This window comes from Amycolatopsis sp. NPDC051372, from assembly GCF_040682095.1.
Lineage (GTDB): Bacteria > Actinomycetota > Actinomycetes > Mycobacteriales > Pseudonocardiaceae > Amycolatopsis.
Genome location: NZ_JBFBAF010000001.1, coordinates 162,423 through 174,817, shown reverse-complemented (window position 1 = coordinate 174,817; position 12,395 = coordinate 162,423). Strand labels below are relative to the sequence as shown.

The 12,395-nt window shown below is 68.8% G+C and carries 14 protein-coding genes; 7 read left to right on the top strand and 7 right to left on the bottom strand.

Annotated features, from left to right (window positions below; all coding sequences use genetic code 11):
* Positions 1 to 9 precede the first annotated feature (9 nt).
* From AB0M56_RS00785 to AB0M56_RS00770, 4 genes are all read right to left on the bottom strand, one after another.
* Complete coding sequence (locus AB0M56_RS00785; protein ID WP_364169386.1) at positions 10 to 882, bottom strand: metal-dependent hydrolase; 873 nt, start codon at positions 880 to 882, stop codon at positions 10 to 12.
* Entirely contained in the window at positions 879 to 2,351 is a 1,473-nt protein-coding gene (locus AB0M56_RS00780; RefSeq protein ID WP_364169383.1) for an NAD(P)/FAD-dependent oxidoreductase, read from the bottom strand. The genes AB0M56_RS00785 and AB0M56_RS00780 overlap by 4 nt, the downstream gene beginning before the upstream one ends.
* An 81-nt stretch (positions 2,352 to 2,432) precedes the next feature.
* Positions 2,433 to 2,906: a pyridoxamine 5'-phosphate oxidase family protein gene (locus AB0M56_RS00775; RefSeq protein ID WP_364169380.1), complete on the bottom strand. Its 474-nt coding sequence runs from the start codon at positions 2,904 to 2,906 to the stop codon at positions 2,433 to 2,435.
* Between the two features lie 23 nt (positions 2,907 to 2,929).
* Positions 2,930 to 3,817 (bottom strand): SDR family oxidoreductase, encoded by an 888-nt coding sequence (locus AB0M56_RS00770; RefSeq protein ID WP_364169377.1) that lies wholly within the window; start codon positions 3,815 to 3,817, stop codon positions 2,930 to 2,932.
* A 121-nt stretch (positions 3,818 to 3,938) separates the two neighbouring features.
* Here AB0M56_RS00770 and AB0M56_RS00765 point away from each other — a divergent pair, with 121 nt between their 5' ends.
* Entirely contained in the window at positions 3,939 to 4,568 is a 630-nt protein-coding gene (locus AB0M56_RS00765) for a maleylpyruvate isomerase N-terminal domain-containing protein (RefSeq protein ID WP_364169374.1), read from the top strand.
* Here AB0M56_RS00765 and AB0M56_RS00760 read toward each other — a convergent pair.
* On the bottom strand, positions 4,565 to 5,479 hold the full coding sequence (locus AB0M56_RS00760) for an aldo/keto reductase (RefSeq protein ID WP_364169372.1): 915 nt from the start codon (positions 5,477 to 5,479) through the stop codon (positions 4,565 to 4,567). The two genes, AB0M56_RS00765 and AB0M56_RS00760, sit on opposite strands and share 4 nt — an antisense overlap.
* A gap of 61 nt (positions 5,480 to 5,540) precedes the next feature.
* Here AB0M56_RS00760 and AB0M56_RS00755 point away from each other — a divergent pair, with 61 nt between their 5' ends.
* Positions 5,541 to 6,362, top strand: a complete 822-nt coding sequence (locus tag AB0M56_RS00755) for an LLM class F420-dependent oxidoreductase (protein WP_364169369.1) — start codon at positions 5,541 to 5,543, stop codon at positions 6,360 to 6,362.
* Positions 6,363 to 6,475: 113 nt separating this feature from the next.
* Positions 6,476 to 7,507, top strand: a complete 1,032-nt coding sequence (gene fbaA, locus AB0M56_RS00750; protein WP_364169366.1) for a class II fructose-bisphosphate aldolase — start codon at positions 6,476 to 6,478, stop codon at positions 7,505 to 7,507.
* Positions 7,508 to 7,587: 80 nt separating this feature from the next.
* Here fbaA and AB0M56_RS00745 read toward each other — a convergent pair whose 3' ends face one another.
* Positions 7,588 to 8,781, bottom strand: a complete 1,194-nt coding sequence (locus tag AB0M56_RS00745; protein WP_364169364.1) for a hypothetical protein — start codon at positions 8,779 to 8,781, stop codon at positions 7,588 to 7,590.
* 232 nt (positions 8,782 to 9,013) lie between these two features.
* Here AB0M56_RS00745 and AB0M56_RS00740 point away from each other — a divergent pair, with 232 nt between their 5' ends.
* From AB0M56_RS00740 to AB0M56_RS00725, 4 genes are all read left to right on the top strand, one after another.
* A complete protein-coding gene (locus AB0M56_RS00740; protein ID WP_220245289.1) occupies positions 9,014 to 9,424 on the top strand; it encodes a DUF3151 domain-containing protein in 411 nt (136 codons plus the stop codon).
* 229 nt (positions 9,425 to 9,653) lie between these two features.
* The gene (locus AB0M56_RS00735) at positions 9,654 to 10,151 is read left to right on the top strand and encodes a DNA topology modulation protein FlaR (RefSeq protein WP_364169361.1); all 498 of its coding nucleotides are present in this window, start codon (positions 9,654 to 9,656) and stop codon (positions 10,149 to 10,151) included.
* 49 nt (positions 10,152 to 10,200) lie between these two features.
* Positions 10,201 to 10,665: an FxsA family protein gene (locus tag AB0M56_RS00730; protein ID WP_364169358.1), complete on the top strand. Its 465-nt coding sequence runs from the start codon at positions 10,201 to 10,203 to the stop codon at positions 10,663 to 10,665.
* A gap of 28 nt (positions 10,666 to 10,693) precedes the next feature.
* Complete coding sequence (locus AB0M56_RS00725; RefSeq protein ID WP_364169355.1) at positions 10,694 to 11,125, top strand: very short patch repair endonuclease; 432 nt, start codon at positions 10,694 to 10,696, stop codon at positions 11,123 to 11,125.
* Here AB0M56_RS00725 and AB0M56_RS00720 read toward each other — a convergent pair.
* A complete protein-coding gene (locus AB0M56_RS00720; protein ID WP_364169353.1) occupies positions 11,122 to 12,216 on the bottom strand; it encodes a DNA cytosine methyltransferase in 1,095 nt (364 codons plus the stop codon). The two genes, AB0M56_RS00725 and AB0M56_RS00720, sit on opposite strands and share 4 nt — an antisense overlap.
* Between the last annotated feature and the right edge of the window lie 179 nt (positions 12,217 to 12,395).

Genomic DNA, 12,395 nt, shown 5'->3' with positions numbered 1-12,395 from the left:
GCGGTGCGGTCACTTCGGTGCGTCGGCCGCCCGGGCCGCGGGTGAGCTCGCCAGGTACGCCACGGCCTGGTCGGTGTTGCCGGTCTCCGTCGGGTGGTACGAGCGCCGGAAGTACGGCCGGATCTCGCGCAGCAGCTCGCGCGGCGAAGGTGCAACACCGCGCTTCGCGGCCTTCAGGTACGCGCGCCAGGACGCTCGCCCCGGCCGCGTCGGGTCGTTGCGCATGAGGAACTTGGTGCCCCGCACGAAAACCCACGCCAGCGCCGGCGTCACCACGGCCATGCTGCGCACGCGGCGCGAGTAGCGGCCGTCGAGGTGGCAGAACAGGTCGTAGGCCACGGACCGGTGCTCGACTTCCTCCGCGCCGTGCCAGCGCAGCAAGTCGAGCATCGTCGGGTCGGAACTGGCGTCGTCGAGCGCCTTCGCGTCGAGCACCCACTGGCCGAGGAACGCGGTGTAGTGCTCGATCGCGGCGATCAGCGCGAGCCGTTCGACAAGCCATTCCTCACCGGCGCCAGGACGATCTCCCAGCAGCCGGCGGAACAGCCACTCCATCTGCGCGACGTACGGCCGCACGTGCAGGCCCGCGGCTTCGAGGTGCTCCGCGGCGCCGTCGTGGGCCTCGGCGTGCATGGCCTCCTGGCCGATGAAGCCGAGGACGTCCTCCTTCAGCCGCTCGTCGCGGATCAGCGGCACGGCCTGCTTGAAGACCTCGACGAACCAGCGTTCGCCTTCGGGCAGGGCGATGTGCAGCACGTTGATGCTGTGCGTGGCCTGCGGTTCGCCGGGGATCCAGTGCATCGGCAGCGCGGCCCAGTCGAACTTGACGTCGCGCGCGTGCAGCACGATCTGTTCGTGCTCGACGGGATTCGCCGGGTTCACGAGGGCCTCCCGGACAGCTCGTAGTCGCTCGGCTCCACCCGGCGCGTCTCGAGCCAGTACTTCCACGTGAAGCCGGGCCAGATCGTGCGGTTCACGCCCTTGGCGTCGAGGTACCAGCTCGTGCAGCCGCCCTGCGTCCAAACGCCCTTCACCAGCTTGTCCTGGATCTCGGCCTGGAACTGGTCCTGCACGGACGGGCGCACATCGAGCGCGGCGGCGCCGTGGGAGTCGGCGAGCCTGATCGCGTCGACGACGTAGCGCGACTGCGCCTCGATCATGAACACCACGGAGTTGTGGCCCAGCGCGGTGTTCGGGCCGAGCAGGAAGAACAGGTTCGGGAACCCGGCGACGGTGATGCCCTTGTGCGTGCGGATCCCGTCCGTGGCCCAGGTTTTCGCGAGGCCGCGGCCTTCGACGCCCGTGATGTCGAGGTACTCCAACGCATCCGTGACGTGGAAGCCGGTGCCGTAGATGATCGCGTCGACCTCGTGCTCCACCCCGGCTTCGTCGACCACGCTGTTCTCGCGCACTTCGCGGACGCCGTCGGTGACCACGTCGACGCCTCCGCGGTCGAGGGCGGGGTAGTAGTCGTTGGAGATGAGCACGCGCTTGCAGCCCATCGTGTAGTCCGGCGTCACCTTGCGGCGCAGCTTCGGGTCGCTGATGCCCTTCGCGATGTGGCGGCGAGCCACGGATTCGGCCGCGTGCATGAGCTTCAGGTGCCCGTTGAAGCCGATGGCGCGCGCTTCGAGCAGCCAGTACAACGCGTTGCGGTACAGGCGTTGCGTGCCCGGCACGTAGCGGAACAGCTGCTTCGCCCAGCCGGGCATCGCGTGGTCGGGCTTCGGCATGATCCACGGCGGTGTGCGCTGGAAGAGCGTCAGCTCAGCCACCTCCGGCGCGATCTGCGGCACGAACTGGATCGCGCTCGCCCCCGTGCCGATCACCGCGACCTTCTTGCCGCGCAGGTCGAACTCGTGGTTCCACTGCGCCGAGTGCCACGTCTGGCCCTTGAACTTCTCGATGCCCGGCAGCTTCGGGATCGACGGGATGTGCAGCCCGCCGACCCCGGAAACCAGGAACTGCGCGGAGAACTCGTCGCCGCTCTTGGTCTCGACACTCCAGCGGCGCTCGCCCGCGTCCCAGTGGGCCCCGGTGATCTCCACGCCGAACCGGATCCGCTCGCGCAGCCGGTACTTGTCCGCGACGCCCTTGAGGTAGCCGAAGATCTCCGGCTGCGGCGAGAACGACCGCGACCAGTCGGGGTTCTGCTCGTAGGAGAACGAGTACATGTGCGACTGGACGTCGCAGGCGCACCCGGGGTACGAGTTGTCCCGCCAGGTGCCGCCCACTTCGTCGGCCTTCTCCAGGATCACGTAGTCCCGGATGCCGGCCTTTTCGAGCTGGATCGCCTGCCCGAGCCCGGAGAACCCGGTGCCCACGATCACGACCTTGAACCGCTCGGTCATCTGTCGGCCTCCGCTGCGCTGGGGGTCTGCCACAGATGACGTTACCTCAAGTAACAGTTACTCGAAAGTACCTGCTACCCGTTAGTACGCTCCGCCGAGTTTCGTGTGGTCCCACGAGACGACCTTCGTCGAGTGGAAGATCAGGCCGATGCGCTTCGGGGCCTGGCGGCCGATGAACTCGCCGAGCTCGGCGGGCACGGGGTCACCCGGCTTGGCGCCCGCGTAGCGCTGCATGAGCGTGATGCCCATGCGGGTGACCTCGTCGGTGTCCTCGATGATCTGCACGTCGGCCTCGAGGGAGACGCCGCGCAGCTTCTCGTAGGAATCGCCACTCTCGATGAGCACCGTCGCCTCCGGCAGGCGGCGCAGGTTCTTGGCCTTCTGCGAGCTGCCGTACGTCCACGTCGCGACGCCGTCCTCGTGCGGGAAGTACCACAGTGGCGCCAGGTGGGGCCGGTTGTTCGGCCCGACCGTGGCGACGTTGATGACCTTCTGCTCGTCGAGGTAGGCCCGGATCTCCTCGGGCGTCATGCGGATCTGGTCGCGGCGGGACATGCGCGCTCCTATTCGGCTGTGATCTATTCGGGTCGGGTCGCAGCCCGGCCGCCGTGGCCGGTCACCGCCGACTCGTACGCGCCGCGCTGCTCGATGTCGTCCAGCGCGGCCTTGTCCGCCGCCGGCACGCGGGCCCGCGCGCCGAGCTCGACGATCGGCGGCAGGAACGCGCGCAGCAGCTTGAGGCCGCCGACCCAGCGTGGCACGTGGATCGTCCGCGCGCGCTTGAGGATGCCCGCCTCGAGGTCGTCGAGCGCCACGTCGAGCGGGTACGTCTTCCCGATCAGCCCCGGCATCGACGCCCGCAGCTTCCCGAACACCGGGTGCGCGTCGGCGCTTTCGACCAGGTCCGTGCGGATCCACGTGGGGTGCGCGACGCCGACCTTCACCCCGAGGTGCGCGACTTCCGCCCGCAGGCTGTTGGAGAACGCCTCGACGCCCGCCTTGGCCGCCGAGTAGTTCGCCATGCCGGGCGCGTGTGTGATCGCGGCCAGCGACGAGATCGCCAGCAGGTAGCCGCGCCGCTCGATCACGTGGGGCAGCGTCACGCGGAACGTGCGCCACACGCCGAGCAGGTCGACCTCGATGACCTTCTCGAACGCCTTGGGGTCCACGCTCCGCACGAAGCCGGCCGTGGCGATCCCCGCGTTGGCGATGACGATGTCGATCCCGCCGAAGCGCTCCACGACGCCCTGGGTGGCCGCTTCGAGGTCGTCCCAGCTGGTCACGTCGGCTTCCCACGCCTTGGCGTTCGGCCCGATCTTCTCGGCGACCTTCGCCTGCTCGTCCGCCTCCAGGCCGACCAGCGCGACCTTGGCCCCGCGTGCGGCCAGCCGCTCCGCCAGCCCGGCCCCGATGCCCCGCGCGGCCCCGGTGATCAGCACGACCTTGCCGTCCACGTTCTTGACCACTGGTGCCCTCCTTGGCGCGCGTTTCCGCTTGTGAAGGGGACGGTACCGCAACCTACCCGGGGTAAGCTACTTCTCGGTAGGTTGCGGTGGGTGGCAGGATTCGACCATGGATGGTGCTCGCGTGGGGGATCTCGACCAGTCGTTTCTCGACGCCGCGGCGGTCTGTTCGACGCTGTTGCGACTCGATGTTGTGCGCGAGCGCTGGGCCGAACCCAGCGCGTTGCCGGAGCTGTCGGTGGGCGCGCTGGCCTGCCACCTCGCCCGCCAGGTGACACGCGCGGCCGAGCTCCTCGCGGCCCCGTCGACCCTGCCGGTGCTCGCCGCGGTCGACGAGCACTACGCGCGGGCCGCCTGGGTCACCTCGACGTCGCTCACCGACCAAGCCAACGACCGCACCACCGACGACGCCGAGGCCGCCCTGGGCTTCGACTGGATGCTGTCGCGGTACGACGCCGATCTCGCCGCGGTCGCGCAGCTCTTGCGCGGCGAGGCGGCGGAGCGGGTGGACATTCCGTGGCAGGGCTGGTCGTTGCGCCGCAACGACTTCCTGCACACCCGCCTGCTGGAGCTGGTCGTCCACTCCGCCGATCTCGCCGCGAGCGTCGACCTGCCGGCGCCGGACTTCCCCGACGCGGCCTTCACGCCAGTACTCACGTTGCTGTCCCGGCTCGCCGTCCGCCGGCACGGTCAGGGCGCCGTCGTCGGCACCCTGACCCGCCGCGAACGGGCGCGGAACATCAGCGCGTTCTAGACCGACGCCTTGTTCAGCGCCTCGACCTCGGCACCCGTCAGCTCCAGCGCCACCGATGCCACGAGATCCGTCAGCTGCTCCGGCGTGCGCGCGCTCGCGATGGGGGCGGCGACCGTCGGCTGCACGCGCAACCAGGCCAGCGCCACCGAGGCGACGGACGCGCCGTGCGCCGAGGCGATCGAGTCCAGCGCCGCCAGCACGCGCTCGCCGCGGTCGTCGAGGTACGCGATGGCCCTCGGGGCGCGCGGGGAGTCGCCCGGCTCGTCGGCCGAGCGGTACTTGCCGGTGAGGAAACCCTTGGCCAGAGCGAAATACGGCAACGTCGAAAGCCCCTCGCGCGAGACCGTCGGCGCGAGGTCGGTCTCGTAGTCCCGCTCCACCAGGTTGTAGTGCGGCTGCAGGGCCACGTACCGCGCGTAGCCCTCACGGTCCGAAATGGACAGTGCCTCGGTCAACCGCTCGGCCGAGTAGTTCGACGCCGCGATGTAGCGGACCTTGCCAGCGCGCACGAGGGAGTCGAAGGCCGACAGCGTCTCTTCGAGCGGAGTGTCCTGGTCGTCCTTGTGTGCGTAGTACAGGTCGATGTGATCGGTTTGCAGGCGCCGCAACGAATCCTCGGCCGCGGCCGTGATGTTGGCCGCCGACAGGCCCTTGCGCTGCTCCCACGCGCCGACCTTCGTGGCGACCACGATGTCGTCGCGGCGGCCGCGCTTGGTCAGCCAGTTGCCGATGATCGTCTCCGAACCACCGCCACCGCCGTACACGTCGGCGGTGTCGAGGAAGTTGCCGCCGGCTGAAGCGTAGGCTTCGAGGACCGCGTGGGAAGTCTCTTCGTCCGCGGTGAAGTTGAAGACGTTGCAGCCGAGGTTGAGGCCGTATACGTCGAGGTCCGAGTTGCCGAGCTTGGTCATGCCACGAAACTAGCCTTCAGACCCGGAAGAATCCGCCGGGCATCGGGTGTTGGGAAGGTTTATGGCTATCGAACTGGGCAGGGTCGGCATTTGGCGTAGTGCCACGCAGACGAACGGCGAGTTCGCGGCGGAGGTGGAGAGGCTCGGCTACGGCGCGGTGTGGCTGGGCGGTTCGCCGGGCGGCGACCTGGCGATCGCCGAGGAACTGCTCGACGCGACCGATCACCTCGCCGTCGCGACCGGCATCGTCAACATCTGGGCGGACACGCCCGCGTCCATCGCGAAGGCGTTCCACCGCATCGAGGCGAAGCACCCGGGCCGCTTCCTCCTCGGCGTCGGCGCGGGCCACCCGGAGGCGACGCAGGAGTACAAAAAGCCCTACGCCGCCCTCGTTGAATATCTCGATGGCCTCGACACGGCGGGCGTCCCCCAGGCGTCCCGCGCGCTGGCCGCGCTGGGCCCGAAGGTGCTGAAGCTGGCGGGCGACCGCACGGCCGGCGCGCACCCGTACCTGACCATCCCGGAGCACACGCGCTCCGCCCGCGAGATCCTCGGCTCGGGCCCGCTGCTCGCCCCCGAGCACAAGGTCGTGTTCGACACGGACCCGGAGCGCGCGCGGGCGCTCGGCCGCAAGACCGTGCAGTTCTACCTGCAGCTGTCCAACTACACGGCCAACCTGCGCAAGCTCGGGTTCACGGAGGAAGACCTCGCCGGCGAGGGCAGCGACCGCCTCGTCGACGCCCTGGTCCTGCACGGCGACGCCCCGGCCATCGCGGCGGGCGTGCGCGCGCACCTCGACGCGGGCGCTGACCACGTGAACGTCCAGGTCCTGAACGAAGACCCGTTCCCGGCATACCGGGCACTGGCGGTCGAGTTGTTCTGAATCGTTCCACGTGAGGATGTCCATAGGCGTCCCTAATGAGGTGGACCGGCCCACGCGGCCGGTCCACCTCGTACGATGCGGCTGAGAAGACAGTCAGTTCCGAGGAGGAAACGATGCCCATCGCCACCCCCGAGGTCTACGCGGAGATGCTCGACCGGGCCAAGGCGAACGAGTTCGCCTACCCGGCCATCAACGTGACCTCGTCGGAGACCGTGAACGCCGCGATCCGCGGGTTCGCCGAGGCGGAGAGCGACGGGATCATCCAGTTCTCCACCGGCGGCGCGGAGTTCGCGTCCGGGCAGAAGGTGAAGGACATGGTCACCGGCGCGACCGCGCTGGCCGAGTTCGCACAGGTCGTGGCTGCCAAGTACGACGTCAACGTCGCGCTCCACACGGACCACTGCCCGAAGGACAAGCTCGACGGCTTCGTCCGCCCGCTGATCGAGATCTCGGCCGAGCGCGTGAAGAACGGCCAGAACCCGCTCTTCCAGTCCCACATGTGGGACGGCTCCGCGATCGACCTCGACGAGAACCTCGAGATCGCTACCGAACTGCTGGCCAAGACCGCGGCCGCGCACATCATCCTCGAGGTCGAGATCGGCGTCGTCGGTGGCGAGGAGGACGGCGTCGCGCACGACATCAACGAGAAGCTCTACACCGCCGAAGGCGACTTCCTGAAGACCATCGACGCCCTCGGCTCGGGCGAGAACGGCCGCTATCTGCTGGCCGCGACCTTCGGCAACGTCCACGGCGTCTACAAGCCGGGCAACGTCAAGCTCCGCCCCGACGTGCTGAAGGGCGGCCAGGAAGCGGCCGCCAAGAAGCTCGGCCTCGACGCCGGCGCCAAGCCCTTCGAACTCGTTTTCCACGGCGGCTCCGGCTCCCTCCCGGAGGAGATCCGCGAGGCGGTGACCTACGGCGTCGTCAAGATGAACGTCGACACGGACACCCAGTACGCGTTCACGCGCCCGATCGTCGACCACTTCTTCAAGAACTACGACGGCGTGCTGAAGATCGACGGCGAGGTGGGCAACAAGAAGGTCTACGACCCGCGTTCGTACCTGAAGGCCGCCGAGGGTGGCATGGCGGCTCGTGTGGTCGAGGCTTGCCAGGCGCTGGGCTCGGCCGGGACGAAGGTCAAGTAAGTCCTGTTCGACTGAGGTTGGTAACACATGAAACGGCCCTTCCCCCGGCGTCTCGGGGGAAGGGCCGTTTTTTGCTCTGGCTAGGCGACCAGTTTCTCGGGGGTCACCTTCCGCCGCGCGATCCAGCGGCGCGTGACCGGCCCGGCGCCCGCCCACAGGACGAACACACCGACCAAAGCCACCGCCACAGTCCAGTACGCCACCGGCGGCGCCGACTCCGTGTGCGCGTCACCCAGGAACCACACCCGGAACTGCGACTGCACCCACAGCGCCCCGTACCCGAACGCCGTCACCAGCAGCGCCCCGATCGCGGCCGTCGCGACGCGGTGACCCGCGCCGATCGTCACCGCGAGGTCCACGGCGAGGCCGACTGCCAGCAGGTAGAACGGCACCGTCGACACCGGAAAACCCAGCCCCAGCAGCAGCGGCCACATCACGCACCGGTAGGCCACATAAGCACCGGCCACGGCCAGCCCCGCCCAGCGGAACCGCAGCGTGTGGCGGGCGAGGGCGAGGATGAGCGCGGTGACGGCGATGCCCCACAGCGGATAGACCCACTCCGGGATCGGCATCGTGAAGTGCAAGATCGCCGTCCGGTCCACCGGATGCCCGATCTGGTTCGCGGCAAAGCTCAGCAGCGAAGGCTCCGCCTCCGGCGCCCCGCGCTCCCACGCGCGCAGGCCGAGGATGCCGTACTCCTGCTGGCCGTTGGGGAAAAACGTGTTCTCCAGGAAGAACGCCCACAGCGCCAGCAGCACACCCGTCCGGAAGCGCCCCGGCGGCGCGAGGCGCACCCAGCCGAGCAGGACGCCGGCCTGCATGATGCCCGTGCCGAGGTACAGCATCATGTGCGACGGGCTCCACGCGGTGAGGTCGAGGCCGTTCACGCGGTGGTTGATCACGTCCAGCGGCGCCGCGACGAGGAACACCACGAGACCTGTCTGCATCAGCCGCAGCGACGGTTTGTCGCAGCCCAGGCCCGTGTAGCTGTGGATCGCGACGAGCACGATGATGATCACCGTGCCGACGGTGTTGATCAGGTGCGGGGGCGCCAGGTCGTCGCGCAGCCACATGAAGTGCCACGACATGTCCCACGACGAGCCCACCAGCTTGAACCCGAACGCCGCCAGCCACATCCCGTAGCAGAACCGCAGCACCCACGCGGGCGTCGGCCGGCCGGCCGCCCCGCGGTGCCAGTGCCGCTGGAAGAACAGCCGGGTCTTCCCGACCGGGCTCCGCGGGATCACGTCTACCTGCGTCATGGCCGTTATCATTCCCGGCCCGCGGGCAGCGGTGGTGCGGAAGGTGGCAAACCGCTCGAAAACCAGGGTTCACCCCTACGGGTGGCGGATTTGCCTCGGCGGTCTTTTTCACGGCAGGGTGTCGCGCCATGATGCCGAAACGAGTTGTCGCCGCAGTCGTCGTCGCCGCCCTCGTGCTGGCCGGCGGAGGCGTGCTGACGAGCCTGTTCCTCTGAGTCCGCGCGGGCGTAGGCAGAATGTCGGTATGACGCACAACCTGCTTGGCCCCGAGCCGACGTTGCTGCCCGAGCACACCGCCGCCCAGGCCGCCCTGGACGCGGGCACCGACCCGTCGGCCGTCGCCGCCGAACACCCCGAATTCAGCGCCGCGTGGGCCGCCCTCGCCGAGAATGCCCTCTCGGACGGCGAGACCGTCGCGGCCTACGCCTACGCCCGCACGGGCTACCACCGCGGCCTCGACCAGCTCCGCCGCGCCGGCTGGAAGGGCTTCGGCCCGGTGCCGTGGTCGCACCGCCCCAACCAGGGCTTCCTGCGCGCGTTGGCCGCCCTCGGCATCGCCGCCGGGCGCATCGGCGAGACCGACGAGTACGACCGCGTGAAGACCTTCCTCAACGAGTCCGACCCGGCCGCGGGTGAGGCGACGGGGCTGAAGTGACGGTTTTGGCCTGACACTGCTGCGAAGGGCTGCTTCGCCATTGCGCGCGGAGCCCTTCGCGGCGTGCCTTCGGGTGTTCTCGAATGCGGGCCAGAGTGTCGACTTTCTGCGCCTGTGCCGGCTTTCAAATAATCAACAGCGTTCTTGCGGGGAAGACAAAACGGTCGGGGTAAGCCATTGCCACCCATCGCGATCGGAATGGTGCTGCCGGCTTCTCTAGGGTGGACGCGTGCGTCGTGTCCTCATCCTCGGCCCCGCCGGCAGCGGCAAATCCACTCTCGCTCGCCGCCTGGGCGCGGTACTGGACATGCCCGTCACCCACCTGGACCAGCTGTATTGGCGCCCCGGCTGGGTGCCGGCACCGCCTGAGGAGTTCCGCGCCGCGCAGGCCGCCGCCGTCGCCACGGACGGCTGGGTCATCGAGGGCAACTACAGCTCCGGTTTCGACCTACGCCTGCCGCTGGCCGACACCGTCGTTTTCCTCGACGTCGGCCGGACGACCAGCCTGCGCCGCGTCCTGCTGCGCCACCTGCGCGAACGCGGCCGCGACACCCAGGCCCCCGGCTGCGTCTCGAAGCTCGACCTCGAGTTCGTCAGCTGGATCTGGAACTGGCCGCGTACCCACCGCAGCCGCGTCTTGGCATCGGTGGCCGCGGACGCGCCGCAGGCCTGCCACCACCTGCTGCGCACCCGCGCGGACGTCGCGGCTTTCCTGCTGTCGGTCTAGCCGTCTTGCGGGTCGGGAGAAAACCGGACACCTCGTTCGTTGAGAAGGTATGGCTGTCGCGTTCCTGCTCTACGTCATCGCCGAGGTCGCCGCGATCTGGGCCGTGGGCTCCCTGGTGGGCGTCCTCGGCACGATCGCGCTGCTCATCGCGGGCGCCTTCGTGGGCTCCTGGCTCGCCCGCCGCGAGGGCGCCAAGGCGATGCGCGCCTTCGTCACCAAGGCCCAATCCGGCCGCCCCGCCGACAAAGAACTGACCGACGGCATGCTCATCGCCGTGGGCGGCATCCTGATCATGGTGCCTGGGTTTGTCAGCGACCTGTTGGGGTTGTTCGTCCTGCTGCCGCCGTCACGCGCGCTCGTGCGCCGCTGGTGGCTGCGTCGGGCTGAGAAGCGCGCGATCCGGTACGCGAACACCCGCCGCGGCCCGGTGATGGTGGTGGACAGCGAAGTCGTCGCCGAGGATCCGCGACCGACCACCCACCCGATCATCGAGGAACGCGTCGTCGAAGGCTGACAACCCGCGACAGTCCTTCGATGCCACAATGGCCGCCGTGGACAGCCTGAACACCACGTCCGCGGTGCGCGCCCGCATGAGCAAGCAGAAGTCCCGCGACACCGGGATCGAAATCGCCTTGCGCAAGATCCTTCACGCTGCCGGCTTCCGCTACCGCGTACACCGCCGACCAGTGAAGGGCGTCCGCCGCGAGGCCGACCTGGTGTTCGGCCCAGCCCGCGTCGCGGTCTTCGTGGACGGCTGCTTCTGGCACGGCTGCCCCGACCACGCCACCTGGCCCAAGAACAACGCCGACTTCTGGCGCACGAAAATCGAAACCAACCGCCGTCGAGACGCCGACACGGACACCCGCCTGCATGACGCCGGCTGGCTCGCGGTCCGCATCTGGGAACACGAAGCTGTGGACACCGCTGCGGATCGGGTGATCGCCGCAGTCAGCGAGCGGCGCTCGAAGATCTAGTCGGGGTTCTTGACCAGACCTTCCACGCCGTTGCGGGTTTCCTTCCAGCTCTGCTTGACGCACGCGTCCAGGACTGCGTCATCGAGCTCTTTGCCCAGCGCAGCAGCGAGGACGTGCGCGCCCAACCGTGGCGGGATCGCATTGCCGATCTGCTGCGCGATGGCCCTCCCCGACCAGGGATAGTCGTGCGGGAAGGTCTGAAGCTTGCCTGCCTCGTGATCCGCGAACCGTTCAGGCAGCCCTTTCGCCCGGCCGACGAGACGGTTGCGAGAAACCTTGCCGGTCACTGTGAAGGCCGGCTGTGAGGAATCCCGCTCGCCACGCAACTTCGGATCACCCCCGGTGCCGTAGTTGGACACCACCGTGAACTGGTCCGACCATCCGAGTGCCTCGCCCATCGTCTTCCACGGGCGCAGGTTCGCGTCGCCCTCGCCGCGAGCTCGACCCTTGCGGTAGCGACGATGCGTTGGAGCGGGCAGTTTCGCCACGCCGGTCAGCCGAGCGATCAGGATCGCCCGCCGGCGGGTCTGCGGAACGCCGAAGTCCTCCGTGTGGAGGATTCCGCAGTCGACGCTGTAGCCGCGAGATCTGAGGACGCGACCGAACGCCTGCCACACAGGGAGCACAGCAGGGACCTGCTCCAGGAGGATCGCCTCGTAAGGGACTCCGCGATCAGCCGCGTCGAGGGCCCACCGCAAGGGCTCCAGAACCAGCCCAGTTCGCTCGTCCTTCAGCTTTCGCAACGCCGGAAGTACGTCGTTGCCCTCTTCCATCGCTTCGACAAACCTCAGCACACGGTCGAGCGCTTTTCGGCCCTCGCCTTTCCCGGCGACCGTGTACGTCTGGCAGGGCGGGCCTCCGGTGAGGATGCGGGCCTCGGGGTAGTCGATCGGCTTGGAATGGCGCACATCGCCGTGTTTGGTGCGCAGCCCGGCTTTTTTGCGGGTCTCGCAGGCGTCGTCGTCCCACTCGACCCCGGTGACCGACACACCGAGCCAATGCGCGGCGACATCGAGGCCACCGGGACCGGCGAAGAGGTCCACCATCTCGACCTGCGCAGATGTCGGCGAAGGCGGCTGTCCGTCGGTCATGGAGCGGAAGTCTATAAGCCGAGTACGACAAGTCCGGACCAGTCCCGAACCCGACACGCCGGCGAGCGTTTCACTCCACGCTCATGTCAGCGTGACGCGTTCGTGACCACACGGAGTAACAAAGGCGGCCGCCCGTGCGACGACCGATCACGGAGCGCGTTGCGTTGCGAAGGGCATCG